The following is a 17,791-nucleotide window of genomic DNA, read 5'->3' as shown; positions in this document are numbered from 1 at the left end:
TAAGGGTGCTGCGCGCGGGGGAAAAGACGGCATGAGCGAAGAGAGGTTCGAGGGCACGAAGCTGGCGCTGTTTCTGGGCGCGCGGCTGGCGGTGATCGAGCGGGACCATGCGCCCGACATCCCGTGGCCGGGATACCTGGATCTGCCGGGCGGCGGGCGCGAGGGCAATGAGAGCGCCGCGGCCTGCGTGCTGCGCGAAACGCGCGAGGAGCTTGGTCTGGTGCTGGCGCCCGGCGCGCTGCGGTGGCGGCGGTTTTACGCGGGGCCCACACGGATGTGGTTCTTTGCGGCGCATTGCGAGGCGGCGCTGGCCGACGAGGTGGTGTTTGGCGACGAGGGCCAGGGGTGGTGCCTGATGCGGCCCGAGGACTATGTGGCCCACGACAAGGCCGTGCCGCATTTCGCCCAGCGGGTGGCGGCGTATCTGGCGGGGTAAGGAGGTGCCACGGTGGGTCGGGCGAAGGTGGGTTTTCACCCACCCTACGTCAGGCGATTTCGCTGAGAATGGCCTGGGTGGCGGCGCGGGGGTCGGCGGCGGCCCAGACGGGGCGGCCGACGACGATGTGGTCGGCGCCGTCCGACAGGGCTTGTGCCGGGGTGGCGACACGTTTCTGGTCGCCCAGTGCCGCGCCTGCGGGGCGCACGCCGGGGGTGACGATCAGCTTGCCCGCGGCCTCGGGCAGGGCGCGGATCATCGCGGCCTCTTGCGGCGAGGCGATGACGCCATCGGCCCCGGCCTCGAGCGCGCGGGCTGCGCGGGTGGCGACGATATCGGGGATGTCGCCGGGGGCGATCAGCGAGGCATCGAGATCGGCGCGGTCGAGCGAAGTCAGCACCGTGACGGCAAGGATCTTCATCGGTTTGCCCGCAGCACCTTCGCGCGCGGCGCGGACGACGTGGGGGTCGCCATGCACGGTGAGAAAGTCGAGGTCGAACTGCGCCAGCCCGCGTACGGCGTTTTCCACGGTGGCGCCGATATCGAAGAGCTTCATGTCGAGAAAGATGCGCTTGCCGTGATCCTGCTTGAGCTCGTTGGCGAGCGCGAGGCCGCCGCCGGTCAGCATCCCGAGGCCGATCTTGTAGAACGACACCGAGTCGCCCAGCCGCGTGGCCAGGTTCAGGCCGTCGAGCGCGTTGGGCAGGTCGATGGCGACGATCAGGCGGTCATCGGCGGTCCGGTTCGGTCGGAGTTGGACGGGATCTGGCATGGGCGCAACCTTTCGCGTCGGGTCGCGCCCTTGTTGCGGTCCGGGGCGGTGGCGTCAAGCCTGTTCGGCCGCCACCGGCCAGGCCGAATCTTCGACCACGATCGCCTGGGGCGCGTTGCGAAATTCGGGCATCCGGCGCAGTTGGCGCAATGCGTCCTGCACGAGCGCACGGGTGACGATCGCACTTTCGGTCAAACCGCTTAACATCGTGGCCGGCATCGCCGAGGCGCGCAGACTGAGCGAGGCCGTGTCGCCGTGCAGAAATACGGTGGCGACATGCGCCCCGGAATGCGGTGATACAGCCACGTTTTCTAAAGAAATTCGCTCGATCTTCATACCAAATCCCACTTTGCACCTGCAGAAAGGGTGCCTCAACCGAGCGCAATTTGCGAGGGGAAAATGGTTAATTGGCGTCCCCTCGCAAATTTTTGCCTGTTATTCAGGCAGCGGCGGCTGCGCCTTGTGCCGGTTCGGGCAGCGCGGAGCGCAGGTCATGCGCCTTTTGCGTATGGCGCAGGCTGGCTTTCTGCGTCAGGCCTCGGGCGATCAGCGCGTATTCCGCGTTGAGCGGGGCCTTGAGGTGAACCGGGTAGCGAAAGATGTGACCGGAGTCGTGGATACGAACGGCCGCCTCGAACGCTTCAAGCTCGGGGTTGTAGCGGATGGCGTCGAATTCAAGCTTCTCGATCTGCATGGGTCTGCTCCTGTTTTACCAGTTAACCGGGCAACTTGGCCTGTGGATAACTATGTGGATAACGTTGGGTCGGCTGAAAAGGTTGCAAGGTTCACGAAAAAATGTGAGCGGATTTCCGCACATGTGGTGTTTTTCGGGTTGTAGGGCGCAACATATTGGTGTGGCGCGCCGGGTGTATACAATTTGCAGGTCCGTCTTGAAGCTCACAGGGGCGTTACCCATTTAAAGGGCTGAGGTTCCCGAAGCCGCACGCCTAATACTGGGTGCGCCACCGGGATAACGCTTGAAAAAAAGGAGAGACGGGATGGACTTGTCGAAGTTCACCGAGCGGTCGCGTGGTTTCATTCAAGCCGCGCAGACGATCGCGATCCGGGAAAGCCACCAGAAACTGGCGCCCGAACACATATTGAAAGCACTGATGGACGACCCCGAGGGGATGGCCAGCAACCTGATCAAGCGGGCGGGCGGTGAGCCGGCGCGCGTGGTGCAGGCGCTGGATCTGAGCCTTGGGAAGATCCCGAAGGTCAGTGGCGATTCTGGCCAGATCTACATGGACGGCCAGACCGTGAAGCTGCTGGACGAGGCCGGCAAGCTGGCCAAGAAGGCCGGCGACAGCTTTGTGCCGGTTGAGCGTCTGCTGACCGCGCTGGCGATGGTGAAAAGCCCTGCCAAGGACGCGTTGGAGCAAGGTGGGCTGAGTGCGCAAAGCCTGAACGAGGCGATCAACGACATTCGCAAGGGGCGGACGGCGGATTCGGCCAGCGCCGAGGACAGCTATGAGGCGCTGGAGAAATACGCCACGGACCTGACCAAGCGGGCCGCGGACGGCAAGATCGACCCCATCATCGGGCGGGACGACGAGATTCGCCGCGCCATGCAGGTTCTGAGTCGCCGGACCAAGAACAACCCGGTCCTGATCGGGGAGCCGGGCGTGGGTAAAACGGCGATTGCCGAGGGTCTCGCCCTGCGGATCGTGAATGGCGACGTGCCGGAAAGCTTGCAGAACAAGAAGCTGCTGGCGCTGGATATGGGCGCGCTGATCGCCGGTGCGAAGTATCGCGGTGAGTTCGAGGAGCGGTTGAAGGCCGTGCTGAACGAGGTCACCGATGCGGCGGGCGAGATCATCCTGTTTATCGACGAGATGCACACGCTGGTGGGCGCGGGCAAGGCGGATGGCGCGATGGACGCGGCCAATCTGATCAAGCCGGCGCTGGCGCGGGGCGAGTTGCACTGTGTGGGTGCAACGACGCTCGACGAGTATCGCAAGCACGTCGAAAAGGACGCGGCCCTTGCACGCCGGTTCCAGCCGCTGATGGTCGAGGAACCCACCGTCGAGGACACGATCAGCATCCTGCGCGGGATCAAGGAAAAGTACGAGCTGCACCATGGTGTGCGGATCTCGGATAGTGCGCTGGTGTCGGCGGCGACGCTGAGCCATCGGTATATCACCGACCGGTTCCTGCCGGACAAGGCGATCGACCTTGTGGACGAGGCCGCGAGCCGGCTGCGCATGGAAGTGGACAGCAAACCCGAGGAACTGGACGCGCTTGACCGCGAGATCCTGCAAAAGCAGATCGAGGCCGAGGCCCTGAAGAAAGAGGACGACGCCGCCAGCAAGGACCGGCTGGAGAAGCTGGAAAAAGAGCTGGCCGACATGCAGGAGAAATCCAGCCAGATGACGGCGCAATGGCAGGCCGAGCGTGACAAGCTGGCGTCTGCGCGTGATCTGAAGGAACAGCTGGACCGGGCGCGGATCGAGCTGGACCATGCCAAGCGCGAAGGCAACCTGGCCAAGGCCGGGGAGCTGAGCTATGGCGTCATTCCGCAGCTGGAGAAGCAGCTGGCCGAGGCCGAGAAGGCCGAGGAAGACGGCGTGATGGTCGAGGAGGCCGTGCGACCCGAGCAGATCGCCCAGGTGGTCGAACGCTGGACGGGCATTCCGACCGCGAAGATGCTGGAAGGCGAGCGCGAGAAGCTTCTGGGCATGGAAGACAACCTGCACCGCCGGGTGATCGGCCAGGATGCCGCCGTCAAGGCGGTGGCCAATGCCGTGCGCCGGGCGCGCGCCGGGCTGAACGACGAGAACCGTCCGTTGGGCAGCTTCCTGTTCCTGGGGCCGACCGGCGTGGGCAAGACCGAGCTGACCAAGGCCGTCGCCGAGTTCCTGTTCGACGACGACAGCGCGATGGTGCGGATCGACATGAGCGAGTTCATGGAGAAGCATTCGGTCGCCCGTCTGATCGGCGCGCCTCCGGGCTATGTCGGGTATGACGAGGGCGGCGTGCTGACCGAGGCGGTGCGGCGGCGGCCCTATCAGGTGGTGCTGTTCGACGAGGTCGAGAAGGCGCATCCGGAGGTCTTCAACGTGCTGTTGCAGGTGCTGGACGACGGTGTGTTGACCGACGGGCAGGGCCGGACGGTCGATTTCAAGCAGACGCTGATCATCCTGACGTCGAACCTCGGGTCGCAGGCGCTGAGCCAGTTGCCGGAAGGATCCGATGCGGCGGCGGCCAAGCGCGACGTGATGGACGCGGTGCGGTCGCATTTCCGGCCCGAGTTCCTGAATCGGCTGGACGAGATCGTGGTCTTCGACCGGCTGAACCGTGACCAGATGGACGGGATCGTGGATATTCAGATGGCCCGCCTGCTCAAGCGGCTGGCCGCGCGGAAGATCACGCTGGAGCTGGACGATGCGGCGCGCAAGTGGCTGGCGGATGAAGGCTATGATCCGGTGTACGGCGCACGGCCGCTCAAGCGGGTGATCCAGAAGGCGTTGCAGGACCCGCTGGCCGAAGGATTGCTGGCCGGGGATATCCTGGACGGATCGACCGTGCCGGTAAGCGCCGGGGCCGAAGGGCTGATCATCGGCGAGCGCGTCGGGTCGACCAGCCGCGGCCGCCCGGACGATGCCGTGGTGCATTGAGCCCTGTCGGATGACGGGTTTTGCCCCCGCCGAAGAGGTTCGGCGGGGGTTTTCGTTTTGAGCGGGCGGGTGAAGGGACGGTCTGCGAAGGTGGGTTGGAAACCCACCCTACGAGGTCCCGGATCGGGTCCGGGACGGGGCTAGCCCCCAAACGCAGGTTTGATTGGGGGGCCAGAGGAAGACGGGGCGTGCGCGGAAAGGCCGGGGTGTTGCGGAAATGGCTTTAGCGCCGACAATTTGACACGAGTGTTGCGCGGATTCGCAGGCCGCGCGTATAGTGGCGCCAGAGGCGAAACGGCGCGGAGTAACCCGTGCGGCAACCATATCAGTCATAAGATCGGGCCATGGCCGAGCAGGACAGTTCAGCAGACGACACGCCAGCGGTGCCCCGCTGGTTCGACGAGCTTCGCCCCGGGGGCGAGGGCGAGGGATTCATGGAGCGGCACCTGCGGCATTCGCTGATGTTCGTGCGGCGGCCGGTGAACCGCCTGTTGGTGACCTTCGACAACCTGAGCAACGTCAACGACACCTCGCCGGACCGCGAGCCCTGGGCGTTCAAGTTCGCGCGCGATACCAATGTGTCGCACCTGGGCGTGATGGCGCATGTGGCCGATTGGTACCGCGACGCCGAACTGATCGCGCGGTTCGAGAAGCTGCGCGACGACGGGTTCTTTGACGGCTACGATCGGGTGGTGTTCGCGGGCGTGTCGATGGGCGGGTATGCCGCCATCGCCTTTGGCTCGCTCGTGCCCGGGGCGCATGTGATGTCGGTCAACCCGCAGAGCACGCTGGATACGCGGCTGGTGCCGTGGGAGACGCGGTATGAGGGCGGGCGGCGGCAGGACTGGACGCTGCCCTTGTCGGACGCGGCGGAGCTGACCGGGGGGCTGGGGCGGGTGAATATCTTCTACGACCCCTATCACGCGCTGGACAAGCAGCATGTGAAGCGGTTCGAGGGCGACAATATCCGGGTCTTCAACTGTCGTTATTCGGTGCACAAGACCGCCGTTTTCCTGCGCAAGATCGACGCGCTGAAGCCGGTGATGCATTCGGTGCTGTTCGACGAGCTGACGGAGGCGGAGTTCTATCGGCTGTATCGCGGGCGGCGGAACCTGCCGTGGTTCAAGGGGTCGGTGGCCGCGTATTTCAAGGAAAAGGGCCGCGACGAGCTGGCCGATCGGTTCGCCATGGCCTTTCGCAAGCGGCTGAGGGCCAAGGCCCGGCGCGAGGCGCGGGCGGACGAGACGCAGAAGCCCGACGCGCCGACGCCGGATGCGGCATCGGCGGAGGCCGAGAAACGGGACCAGCCTGAGACCCAGACCGTCGCGGTGAAGGTCATTCCGTCGCCGCCCAACCTGGGCCCGCGCAAGAACGACCGCTGCGGCATCGTGACGACGATGAAGAACGAAGGCCCCTTCATGCTGGAATGGCTGGCCTATCACCGTGCCATCGGGTTTACCGATTTCCTGATCTACACCAACGATTGCGACGACGGCACCAACCGGATCGGGATGCGGCTGGAAGAACTGGGGCTGGCCAAGCATATCGACAACAAGATCAAGAAGGGCGGCAGCCCGCAGCGCAGCGCCCTGCGCAGGACCCTGAAGGAGGATTTCTACAAGGAGTGCGACTGGGTCATTTGCGCCGATTGCGACGAGTTTCTGAACGTGCGCGTGGGCGACCGGCGCCTGCCCGACCTGTTCGAGGCGACGGGCGAGGCGGATGCGATCTCTCTGTGCTGGAAGATCTTCGGCCGGGGTGACAAGGTGGCCTATGAGGACAGGCTGGTGACCGAGCAGTTCACCTGGTCGGCGCCCGAGGACTACCGCGACAAGTACCGGGCGCTGGGTCTGAAGACCATGTTCCGACCCGGACGGGGGGCCACCCGCTTCGGCGTGCACCGGCCCAAGTTCGATGACGGGCGGCCGGTGGAGTTCATCTGGAAGGATGGCGGCGGTCAACTGATGCCAGAGGCGTATTACACCACCGGATGGTCGGCCTATGGCGGTTTCCGTCACGATTACGCGCGGCTGCATCACTACTCGGTCCGTTCGATCGACAGTTTCCTGGTCAAGCGGGACCGGGGGCGGACCAACCACGTGGACCGCGACCAGGGCGTGGCCTATTGGGCCGACATGAACCTGAGCATCGTCGAGGACCGGTCGCTGTTGCCGACGGTGGACCGCACGCGCGCGGAGTTCGACCGGCTGTTGCAGGACGACAAGCTGGCGCTGTTACATGCCGAGGCCTGCGCCTGGCACAAGGCGAAAATCGCGACGCTGAAATCGAACGGCGAATGGGCGGCGTTCCACGCGCTGCTGACGCAGATCAACCAGCCGGGGCAGGATCCCAAGGAGTGTGTCGCCCTGTTGAAGGAGCACGCCGCGGAATGAGCGAGCCTTATGTCGTTCTGCATGGCGGGTTTCACAAGACCGCCACCAGCCATATCCAGTCGATGCTGGGCCGCAACGCGGGCTATCTGAAGAAGCAGGGTGTTCTTTACGTGCATCACCGCGACATGCGCAAGGAACTGACGGTGCCGTGCCAGCTGTATGTGTACGAGCAGAAAGGCATGAATTTCCGCACCAAGTACACCGCGGCGGAGCTGGCCGAGAAGACCGGCGCGTTCTTTGACGGGCTGATCGGAAAGAAGGACAAGATCGACCGGGTGATCCTGTCGGATGAGAACCTGGCCGGGCATTGCGGGCATTGTGTGAAGCGCGGGCTGTTGTACCTGTGGCGCGACGAGCTGGTCGGGGCGATTGCCGGGCAGATCCCGTGGACGGTGCGCGAGGTGCATCTGGGCCTGAGGAACTATGCGGATTTCTTCGCCTCGGCTTATGTGGAGTATCTGCGCTCGGTGACCTCGAAGAATTTCATCGACGAGACGGTGATGCGCAAACGCGTGCTGGAGCACATGCCGAACTGGATGAAGGTTCTGAAGGTCATGCGCAACAGTTTTCCCGAGGCGAAGATCTGTGTCTGGCGTTATGAGGACTTCCGCCAGTTGGACGAGCGGGTGCTGTCGAACCTGTGCGGGCCTTCGGTGGACGTGTCCAAGCTGAAGCAGCCCAAGGACAAGAACAAGCGCCCGACCGCGAGCGGGCGGGCGGTATCGGAGCTGTTGCAGATGATTCACCGCGACGGCGCGGAGGCGGCGCTGGAGCAGCGGGTCGCCTTGCAGGACAAGTATCCGCGCGGCCCGGACCATGGCGGGTACGATCCGTGGACGGCGCATGAGCGCGCGCATCTCAAGCGCATGTATGATCAGGACATCGCCGACATCCGGGCGAATCCCGACATCACCTTGCTGGAGCTCGAGCATGTCGCGAGCCACTAGAACAACAGGCCCGCAAGAGGCCGGACGAAGAGGACGCAGATGACGCAGGACTACGAGATCGGGATGCTTTGGGTGGAAGGCCCGCTGAGCTATGTGGAGGTGCTGTGCGCGCAGTCCTTCCTGGACGCGGGCCATCACGTGAAGCTGTATCACTACAAGGACGTGCAGAACGTGCCCGAGGGGGTCGAGCTGATCCACGGCGACAGCGTCTTGCAGATCGACCGGTTCATTCAGCACGGCCGCACCGGCAGCTTTGCCCTGTTCTCGGACGTGTTCCGCTATCACCTGCTGAAGCAGAACGACCGGATGATCTGGGCCGATCTGGATGCCTATTGCGTTAAACCATTCCAGAGCGAGACCGGGCATTTCTTTGGCTGGGAATCGAAGCACCATATCAACGGCGGTGTGCTGGGCCTGCCGCCTGACAGCGACGCGCTGGGCCAGCTGCTGGAGATGAGCGAGGACGAGTACGGCATCCCGGAATGGTATTCGGACGCCGAGAAGGACAAGCTTCAGCAGCAGAAGGACGAAGGCGAACCGGTGCACGTCAGCGAGATGAAATGGGGGGTCTGGGGCCCGCAGGCGGTGACCCATTACCTGCACAAGACGGGCGAGGCGAAATACGCCCAACCCATCGAGGGGCTGTACCCGGTGGGCTTTCGCGAGCGGCGGCTGCTGATGCGCGGCTGGGCCAAGGAAAAGGTCGAGGACATGATCACCGACCAGACCTATTCGGTGCATTTTTACGGGCGGCGGGTGCGCGAGTTCCTGTCGAAACAGGGCGGGATGCCCGAAGCGGGCAGTTGGATGGAGCACATCTTGAACAAGCACAACATCGATTGCGAGGCCGCACCTGTGCTGTCGCGCGAGGAAAAGGCGGAGAAGAAGCAGGCCGAACTGGCCGAAAGCGTGACGACCGCGCCGCGCCTGCCCACGGGCAAGGGCGGCGAGAACCTGACCGATCTTGCGGATCGCTACGGGTCTGACAAGGGATCGACGAAGCATCGGTATACCGAGCTGTATCACATGCTGTTTCACCCCTACCGGCAGCGCAAGATCACATTCCTGGAGATGGGTCTGCTGATCGGCGGGCCGGAGCATGGCAACGACCCGGACCGCGAGACCAATGACTGTCCGTCGATCCGGATGTGGCTGGAATACTTTCCGAAGGCCGAGATCCACGGGCTGGACGTGTCGGACTTTTCCTGGTTCGAGCATGAGCGGTTCACCTTTCACCGCTGCGACATGGACAAGCGCGAGAACATCGCGGACGCGATGGAGGACATGGGCGTTGCCCCGACCATCGCGATCGACGACGCGAGCCATGCCAGCCATCACCAGCAGAACGCGTTTCTTGAAGTTTTTCCGCGGCTGGAATCGGGCGGGCTTTACGTGATCGAGGATCTGCGCTGGCAGCCCGACACCTATGAGCAGCCCGGCATCACCAAGACCGCGGCGCTGTTCCGCAGCTGGCTGGACGACCGCACGTTCCAGCATTCCGACCCGGTGGTCGCGGCGGAGTTCAACAAGCTGAGCGAAGACATTTCCGGCTGCATCGTGGAGCCGGTGCGGTTCCAGAAGAAGCGAAAGGACCAGGTGGTCGTGATCCACAAGAAATAGACCAGACCCGGAGGGCGATAATAACAAAACTGCCCCCGGTATAAAAAGCAGAGCAGGCCGCGCAACGACGCGGCGGAAAGTGAGGCAGTATGAAGCGCAGGATCTGCACCGCGGAAGTGGTGTGCAACAAGAATGGCTGGAATTTTTCCGAGGCGTTCCCTTTTCAGTTCAGGGTGTCCAAGACCCGCACCGCTCCGTGCGAGCAATGGATGCAGGTCAAGCTGGGGGACTGGCATCTGCATCATTGTCCGCGCCTGCCGCGTCACGAGCTGGGGTTCGGAAACGGCAAGGTTCTGGGTGTCGTGCTGGGGGTCGCGGTCGATCGCGAAGGGCGGTCGCTGGACGGGCGCATGTCGCTGGAGGGCAAAGGCTCGCTTGCCGCGCTGGAGGATTACATCGAGGGTCTGGCCGGGCGGTTCATCGTGCTGGTCGCGGCCTATGGTGCGACGCGGATCTATTTCGACGCCACGGCCGGATTGAGCGCGGTCTATTCCAGAAAGGACCGCGTGGTGGCGTCGAGCGTTCACGTGGCGATCAACCGCGAGGCCGAGCCCGAGCCGGGGATCACCAGCCGCGAGGTTCTGGCGCGCGAGGGGCAGTACCTGTTGGGCGAGACCTATGACCGGCATTGCCGGCGGGTCTTTGCCAATCACTACCTTGATCTGAAGACGTTTGAAATGCACCGGCACTGGCTGGGCCCCGAGGACGATTTCGTGGCTGCGGGCGAGGACCGCAACGGCGTGGCCACCGAGATCGCCGCGCGGCTGGAACAGGTGATGGCGGCGCTGACGGCTGGCTATTCCACCGCGTTGCCGCTGTCGGCGGGGACGGATTCACGTCTGCTGCTCGCTGCGGCGGCGCCGGTCCTTGACCGGATCGAGCGGTTCTACATGCACGACATCTACAAGGTCACGCGGTTCGACCGCGAAGGCGCGCAATTGCTGGCGCGCGAGATGGGTGTCACGCTGGAGGTGATCGACCGTGAGGCCCCGGAGTTCGAGAGCTTCATGACGCCGGACGAGGTTGCGGAGTTGCGGGTGAAGATGGCTTTTCGCACCGGGCTTTCGTTTGACGGCATCGACGAGGTGACGGTGCGGGCCGTGTCGCGCGCACCGGAAACGACGCTGGTTCTGCGCGGGAACGGGGCAGAGATGACGCGGGCGAACAAATGGACGCGGGCCATTGCGGCACATGGCTGCACGCTGGACGATGCGCTGGCGGCGCTTTTGAACATGCGGGCCGAGCATTTGCCGGACCGGGTTGCAGCAGACCGCCTGGAAAGCCTGCGGGCACGATATGCCGCGTGGCACGACGGGTTGCCCGAGCCTGCGCGGGCGCGGATGCCGGACGTCGCCCATGCCGAATTGTTCATGCCCGCGGCGCCCAACAACGTTTACTATGCGTTCGGGCGGAACTTCTACATCAATCCGTTCAACGACAGGCGGCTTTTGTTTTTGACGGCTGCGTTCGATCCCTTGGCCCGCAAGCGCAACAAACTGGTGGGCAAGCTGATCCACAATACGACGCCACGATTGAATGGCTTGCCTTACGCGGCGGAGCTGAAGCAGGCACACCGGCGCGCGGCTTGACGTCGAACGGTACAGGCCGGGACATGCGCCCCGGCCTGCGACACAGAAATTACTCGGGCATGATCACGCCGTCGATCACGTGGATGACGCCGTTCGAGGCCTCGATGTCAGCGGTGACGACATTGGCCTCGTTGACGGTCACGCCGCCTTCGGTGCCGATGGTCACCTCGGAGCCCTGCACGGTTTCGGCGGTCATGCCGTCGCTGAGGTCACCGGACATCACCTTGCCGGGCACCACGTGGTAGGTCAGGATGCTGGTCAGCTGATCCTTGTTTTCCGGCAGCAAGAGCGTGTCGACCGTGCCTTCGGGCAGGGCGGCGAAGGCCTCGTCCGTGGGGGCGAAGACGGTGAAGGGTCCGTCGCCTTTCAGCGTTTCGACCAGTCCGGCGGCTTCGGCCGCGGCCAGGAGGGTGGTGAAGTCGCCGGCCTCGGTGGCGGTGTCGACGATGTCCTTGCCGGATTCGGCAAAGGCGGTGGTGGCACCGCCAAGGATGGTGGCGGCGGTCAGGGCAAGATAAGTTCTGCGAAGCATGTTTTGTCTCCCTTGTAAGGTGTCTTCGGTACGAGTGTTTGCGATGCCGCAATCGTGCATCGTGCCCCCTGTACGCGGAGCGGAGCGGTTCGGTTCAGCGGGGATTCCCGCCGGTGCCGCTTGACGAAACGGGACGGTCGCCTAAGCCGGGGGATTTTCCGAGTTCCACTGAAATATTCGTGAAGCGGCGTGAGATTTCGGGTGCCGTGGCGCGGGTTAAACGCTTGAGACGCGTCAGGTCTGTGGCATAAGGGGGCCAGGTACTTTCCGAAGGGGCGGCGATGGACCTGGTTTTCGAGATCCTCGGCTTTCTGGCGCTGGTTTTCGTCTTGGCGATCGGGATCGTCATCGCGCTGGCGCTGATCTTTTTCGTCATCGACAAGACCCAGACCGGCGACGCGATCCGGCGCAACTATCCGGTGATCGGGCGGTTCCGGGGGCTGTTCACCACGCTGGGCGAGTTTTTCCGCCAGTATTTCTTTGCCATGGACCGCGAGGAGATGCCGTTCAACCGCGCACAGCGCGACTGGGTGGGGCACGCGTCAAAGGGCAAGGGCAACACCATCGCCTTCGGGTCGACCCGGAACCTGAACGTGGCGGGCACGCCGATTTTCGTGCCAGCGGCCTTTCCGCCGCTCGATGATCAGTTCGCGGCGACCGAGCCGATGCAGATCGGCCCCTATTGCCGGACGCCCTATATGGCGCGGTCGATCTTCAACATCTCGGGCATGAGCTATGGCGCCATATCGCGCCCCGCCGTCGAGGCGTTGAGCCGGGGCGCGGCGGAGGCGGGGATCTGGCTGAACACCGGGGAGGGGGGGCTGAGCCCCTATCACCTGTCGGGCGGGTGCGACGTGGTCTACCAGATCGGCACGGCGAAATACGGGGTGCGCACGCCGGATGGCGCGCTGGACGACGACAAGCTGCGCAAGATGGCCGAAACCGAGCAGGTCAGGATGTTCGAGTTGAAGCTGGCGCAGGGGGCGAAGCCCGGCAAGGGCGGCATCCTGCCCGGGGCGAAGGTGGGGCCGGAGATTGCCGAGATCCGTGGTATCACGGTGGGGCAGGACAGCATCTCGCCCAACCGGCACCGGGAAGTGAACAATTACGGCGAACTCTTGGATTTCATCGGCCATATCCGCGAGGTCACGGGCAAGCCCGTGGGGTTCAAGACGGTGGTTGGGTCGAGCGAGGCCTGGGACGAGATGTTCGAGCTGATCGTCGAGCGCGGTGCGGAAAGCGCGCCGGATTTCATCACCATCGATGGCGGCGAGGGGGGCACGGGGGCCGCCCCCATGCCGCTGATGGACCTGGTGGGGATGCCGATCCGCGAGGCGCTGACCCGGATGGTGGACCTGCGCGACCGGCACGGGCTGAAGCAACGGATCCGGATCATCGCGGCGGGCAAGCTGGTCAATCCCGGCGACGTGGCCTGGGCGATTTGCGCGGGCGCGGATTTCGTGACCTCGGCGCGGGGGTTCATGTTTTCGCTTGGCTGCATCCAGGCGCTGAAATGTAACCGCAACACCTGTCCCACGGGGATCACCACCCATGACAAGCACCTGCAGAAGGGGCTGGTGGTCGAGGACAAGTACATGAAGGTGGCCAATTACGCGCGGCAGGTGATCAAGGAAGTCGAGACCATCGCCCATTCGGTGGGCGTGGCCGAGCCGCGCCTGATGCGGCGGCGGCATGTGCGGATCGTGCAGGCGGACGGCACGTCGATCCCGCTGACCAAGATCCGGCCGAGCGTGGACGCGGCGCAGTATCCGTAAGGTCAGAGGTCCCGGATCAGGTCCGGGACGGCGGCGGGGGTAATGGCGCGGAATCAAGGCCGCAGGCCGCCGCGCGATCGCCAGACCGCCCGGACGGGCTGGCGATTGGGTGACGTTCGCACTTCAATTGGGGCTTATTCGGACACGGCAACCATAAAGTGCCATGAACCACCGTCAGGTCGCCAGCCCGCGGTCTGGCAATCGCGCGGCTTGGTTCATCGCGTGTGCGCGCGTGCGCGTGCGGAGAGACAGCCATTGTTACCGCGCTCCAACGTCTTCGTGAGACGGCTTGTTTTGCGAAGAAAACGCGCTTTCCTTACACCCAAGTGAAAGACATGCCCGCGAGAAGAGGAGAGCCCGCATGGCCTATCGTTGGAAGAACACGCTGCGCGACAAGGATGTGACCGACGAGGCCGCGTTCCTGAACCGGCGGCAGTTGATGGCGGGGGCCGCCGCCGGGATGGGCCTGGCCGGGGTTGGCGGGATGCCGGCGCGGGCGCAGGACCTGGAGCCCACGTCCTATGAGGACATAACCACCTACAACAACTACTACGAGTTCGGCACCGGCAAGGGCGACCCGGTCAAGAATGCCCATACGCTGACCACCCAGCCCTGGATGGTAAAGATCGACGGGCTGGTGGACCGCCCTGGCGATTACGCGTTCGAGGATATCATGGCCAGGATGACGGTGGAGGAACGGATCTATCGCTTCCGCTGTGTCGAGGCGTGGTCGATGGTGGTGCCGTGGAACGGGTTCGAGCTGGCCGACCTGCTGGAGATGGCAGGGGTGCAGTCGGGGGCCAAGTACGTGGCGTTCGAGACCGCACTGCGCCCGGACGAGATGCCGGGGGTGAAATACCCGGTGCTGGACTGGCCCTATGTCGAGGGGCTGCGGCTGGATGAGGCGACCCATCCGCTGACGCTGATGGCGACGGGGATTTACGGGAAAGAGATCCCCAACCAGAACGGCGCGCCGCTGCGGCTGGTGGTGCCGTGGAAATATGGCTTCAAGTCGATCAAGTCGATCGTGCGGATCACCCTGACCGAGACCGAGCCGCCGACGAGCTGGAACAAGGCCAACGCGCGGGAATACGGGTTTTACAGCAACGTGAACCCCGACGTGGACCACCCTCGCTGGAGCCAGGCGAGTGAGCGGGTGATCGGATCGGGGCTGTTCGCGCGGCGGCAGGACACGCTGATGTTCAACGGCTACGACGAAGAGGTGGCGAGCCTGTATGACGGGATGGACCTGAAAGCCAACTTCTGATGGCGGCCGTCGATCATATCAACAAGGGGCTGCGCCGGGTGCCGGCGTGGCCCATTTACGTGGCGAGCCTGGGCTATGCCGCGTGGATGCTGTGGCTGGGCATTCAGAACCGGCTGGGCGCGGACCCCGTGAAGGTGCTGGAGCACGAGATGGGGGAGATGGCGCTGTACCTGCTGGTGGCGGGGCTGGCCGTGACGCCCTTGCGCAAACTGGCGGGGGTGAACCTGTTGAAGTTCCGCCGGGCGCTGGGCCTGGCCTGTTTCTTCTTCGTGGTCTGTCACCTGCTGGTCTGGGCGGTGCTGGATGTGCAAAGCGTCGGGCGGGTCTGGGCCGATATCGTGAAGCGGCCTTACATAACTGTCGGCATGGCGGCGTTCGGTCTGTTGATCCCGCTGGCGGTGACCTCGAACAACCTGTCGACCCGCAAGATGGGGGCGGCGGCCTGGGGCCGGCTGCACCAGCTGGTCTATCCGGCGGCGATTCTGGGCGGGGTGCATTACGTGATGCTGGTGAAGGGCTGGCAGGTCCGTCCGCTGGTGTTCCTGGGCGTCATCGCGGGGCTGATCGCGTGGCGGGTCCTGTCGAAGCGGAAAAAAGCGGCGAGTCGGGTGCAGACTGCTTCGTGAGTCGGCGGTTTGCGGACGCTGATTCCGGGAAATTTCCGGAATCAGGCGATTCATTTTCGGAAATCACACGAGTCGGCGGATGATTCCGGGAAGACTCGGGGGTGACTCGGGCCAGATTCCCGCCTGTGACTCGCCGGATTCCGTCGAAAACGCTGTGGATAACCCGAATTTGGGCCAATTGCCCTTGGGTAAAGCCTGGTCCGGCACAGGATGAAAACCGGAAAGGCCAGAAAATCGCATTTTTAAACCACTGATTTTAAACGACAAATGAGTTTTTTGAAAAAAACATGACGTTTCCCGAAAAAAGGGGTTGCGAGGTTCGGCCCCAATCCGTAAATACCCCCTCACCGGCGGCGCTGAGGCGCACAACGGAACGCCAGACGGAACGAAGGAGCGATGCTCCAGAGGGACAGACGGCAACAAACACTGAGGTATCTGACGCAGGTTGCGCCAAAAAGAAATGGCGCTTCGTGTTGATTTTGTCTCTGCGCTCTTTGAAATCGATAGTTTCTGAAGAGATATGTGGGCGGTTTGGTCTATTCGATGGATCAACACTCTACATATCAAACTACCTAGGAGAGGAACTCGTTCCGATCCGATGATGGATAGTCAGCTTCACTGTTTGGACGGCTTCCGGTTTTCTGATGAAAACCAGAAGCACAACAAACAGAGACAAGTTCCGACCTTAGCCGGTCGGAATTGATGTGCAGAGGTTCGAACGTCAAGGATAAGCTGGTAACAGCTTTTCAACTTGAGAGTTTGATCCTGGCTCAGAACGAACGCTGGCGGCAGGCCTAACACATGCAAGTCGAGCGAGAACTTCGGTTCTAGCGGCGGACGGGTTAGTAACGCGTGGGAACGTGCCCTTCACTACGGAATAGTCCCGGGAAACTGGGTTTAATACCGTATACGCCCTTCGGGGGAAAGAATTTCGGTGAAGGATCGGCCCGCGTTAGATTAGATAGTTGGTGGGGTAATGGCCTACCAAGTCTACGATCTATAGCTGGTTTTAGAGGATGATCAGCAACACTGGGACTGAGACACGGCCCAGACTCCTACGGGAGGCAGCAGTGGGGAATCTTAGACAATGGGCGCAAGCCTGATCTAGCCATGCCGCGTGAGTGATGAAGGCCTTAGGGTCGTAAAGCTCTTTCGCCAGGGATGATAATGACAGTACCTGGTAAAGAAACCCCGGCTAACTCCGTGCCAGCAGCCGCGGTAATACGGAGGGGGTTAGCGTTGTTCGGAATTACTGGGCGTAAAGCGCGCGTAGGCGGATTAGAAAGTTGGGGGTGAAATCCCAGGGCTCAACCCTGGAACTGCCTCCAAAACTACTAGTCTAGAGTTCGAGAGAGGTGAGTGGAACTCCGAGTGTAGAGGTGAAATTCGTAGATATTCGGAAGAACACCAGTGGCGAAGGCGGCTCACTGGCTCGATACTGACGCTGAGGTGCGAAAGTGTGGGGAGCAAACAGGATTAGATACCCTGGTAGTCCACACCGTAAACGATGAATGCCAGTCGTCGGCGCGCATGCGTGTCGGTGACACACCTAACGGATTAAGCATTCCGCCTGGGGAGTACGGTCGCAAGATTAAAACTCAAAGGAATTGACGGGGGCCCGCACAAGCGGTGGAGCATGTGGTTTAATTCGAAGCAACGCGCAGAACCTTACCAACCCTTGACATCCTGATCGCGGTTTCTCGAGAGAGATTCCTTCAGTTCGGCTGGATCAGTGACAGGTGCTGCATGGCTGTCGTCAGCTCGTGTCGTGAGATGTTCGGTTAAGTCCGGCAACGAGCGCAACCCACATCCCTAGTTGCCAGCAGTTCGGCTGGGCACTCTATGGAAACTGCCCGTGATAAGCGGGAGGAAGGTGTGGATGACGTCAAGTCCTCATGGCCCTTACGGGTTGGGCTACACACGTGCTACAATGGTGGTAACAGAGGGTTAATCCCTAAAAACCATCTCAGTTCGGATTGTTCTCTGCAACTCGAGAGCATGAAGTCGGAATCGCTAGTAATCGCGTAACAGCATGACGCGGTGAATACGTTCCCGGGCCTTGTACACACCGCCCGTCACACCATGGGAGTTGGGTTTACCCGAAGACGGTGCGCCAACCTGTTCGCAGGGGGCAGCTGGCCACGGTAAGCTCAGCGACTGGGGTGAAGTCGTAACAAGGTAGCCGTAGGGGAACCTGCGGCTGGATCACCTCCTTTC

At 62.9% G+C, this 17,791-nt stretch carries 13 protein-coding genes and 1 rRNA gene; 10 read left to right on the top strand and 4 right to left on the bottom strand.

Annotated elements, in window-relative coordinates; all coding sequences use genetic code 11:
* Positions 1-31 precede the first annotated feature (31 nt).
* Entirely contained in the window at positions 32-436 is a 405-nt protein-coding gene (locus XM53_RS11195) for an NUDIX hydrolase (RefSeq protein ID WP_057793282.1), read from the top strand.
* Positions 437-485: 49 nt separating this feature from the next.
* Here the strand turns inward: XM53_RS11195 and pyrF are convergent, their stop codons facing one another.
* From pyrF to XM53_RS11180, 3 genes are all read right to left on the bottom strand, one after another.
* Positions 486-1,208 (bottom strand): orotidine-5'-phosphate decarboxylase, encoded by a 723-nt coding sequence (gene pyrF / locus XM53_RS11190; RefSeq protein WP_057793280.1) that lies wholly within the window; start codon positions 1,206-1,208, stop codon positions 486-488.
* Positions 1,209-1,262: 54 nt separating this feature from the next.
* A complete protein-coding gene (locus XM53_RS11185; protein WP_057793278.1) occupies positions 1,263-1,544 on the bottom strand; it encodes a hypothetical protein in 282 nt (93 codons plus the stop codon).
* A 103-nt stretch (positions 1,545-1,647) separates the two neighbouring features.
* Entirely contained in the window at positions 1,648-1,902 is a 255-nt protein-coding gene (locus XM53_RS11180; protein ID WP_057793276.1) for a hypothetical protein, read from the bottom strand.
* Positions 1,903-2,206: 304 nt separating this feature from the next.
* On the opposite strand from XM53_RS11180, the gene clpB reads away from it, so the two are divergent.
* The 5 genes from clpB (at position 2,207) to XM53_RS11150 (ending at position 11,374) form a co-directional block, all read left to right on the top strand.
* Complete coding sequence (clpB, locus tag XM53_RS11175; protein ID WP_057793274.1) at positions 2,207-4,825, top strand: ATP-dependent chaperone ClpB; 2,619 nt, start codon at positions 2,207-2,209, stop codon at positions 4,823-4,825.
* A 344-nt stretch (positions 4,826-5,169) separates the two neighbouring features.
* The gene (locus tag XM53_RS11170; RefSeq protein WP_057793272.1) at positions 5,170-7,218 is read left to right on the top strand and encodes a glycosyltransferase family 2 protein; all 2,049 of its coding nucleotides are present in this window, start codon (positions 5,170-5,172) and stop codon (positions 7,216-7,218) included.
* Positions 7,215-8,165 (top strand): hypothetical protein, encoded by a 951-nt coding sequence (locus XM53_RS11165; protein ID WP_057793270.1) that lies wholly within the window; start codon positions 7,215-7,217, stop codon positions 8,163-8,165. The genes XM53_RS11170 and XM53_RS11165 overlap by 4 nt, the downstream gene beginning before the upstream one ends.
* Before the next feature lie 39 nt (positions 8,166-8,204).
* Positions 8,205-9,785 (top strand): hypothetical protein, encoded by a 1,581-nt coding sequence (locus XM53_RS23720; protein ID WP_236544472.1) that lies wholly within the window; start codon positions 8,205-8,207, stop codon positions 9,783-9,785.
* A gap of 89 nt (positions 9,786-9,874) precedes the next feature.
* The gene (locus XM53_RS11150; RefSeq protein WP_057793269.1) at positions 9,875-11,374 is read left to right on the top strand and encodes a hypothetical protein; all 1,500 of its coding nucleotides are present in this window, start codon (positions 9,875-9,877) and stop codon (positions 11,372-11,374) included.
* Between the two features lie 49 nt (positions 11,375-11,423).
* On the opposite strand, the gene XM53_RS11145 is transcribed toward XM53_RS11150, so the two are convergent.
* Positions 11,424-11,906 carry a fasciclin domain-containing protein gene (locus tag XM53_RS11145; RefSeq protein ID WP_057793267.1) on the bottom strand — a complete coding sequence of 161 codons (483 nt, stop codon included), beginning with the start codon at positions 11,904-11,906 and terminating at the stop codon, positions 11,424-11,426.
* A 281-nt stretch (positions 11,907-12,187) separates the two neighbouring features.
* Between XM53_RS11145 and XM53_RS11140 the strand changes: the two genes are divergently transcribed.
* From XM53_RS11140 to XM53_RS11125, 4 genes are all read left to right on the top strand, one after another.
* On the top strand, positions 12,188-13,681 hold the full coding sequence (locus tag XM53_RS11140; RefSeq protein WP_057793266.1) for an FMN-binding glutamate synthase family protein: 1,494 nt from the start codon (positions 12,188-12,190) through the stop codon (positions 13,679-13,681).
* 361 nt (positions 13,682-14,042) lie between these two features.
* Entirely contained in the window at positions 14,043-14,948 is a 906-nt protein-coding gene (gene msrP / locus XM53_RS11135; protein WP_057793264.1) for a protein-methionine-sulfoxide reductase catalytic subunit MsrP, read from the top strand.
* Positions 14,948-15,574, top strand: a complete 627-nt coding sequence (gene msrQ / locus XM53_RS11130; RefSeq protein ID WP_057793262.1) for a protein-methionine-sulfoxide reductase heme-binding subunit MsrQ — start codon at positions 14,948-14,950, stop codon at positions 15,572-15,574. The genes msrP and msrQ overlap by 1 nt, the downstream gene beginning before the upstream one ends.
* 747 nt (positions 15,575-16,321) lie before the next feature.
* Positions 16,322-17,790 (top strand): 16S ribosomal RNA (locus XM53_RS11125).
* The last annotated feature ends 1 nt before the right edge of the window (position 17,791 follow it).

Origin of the sequence: Roseovarius atlanticus (assembly GCF_001441615.1) — a bacterium.
GTDB classification, from domain to species: Bacteria; Pseudomonadota; Alphaproteobacteria; order Rhodobacterales; family Rhodobacteraceae; genus Roseovarius; species Roseovarius atlanticus.
This window is presented reverse-complemented; position numbering and strand designations above follow the sequence as displayed.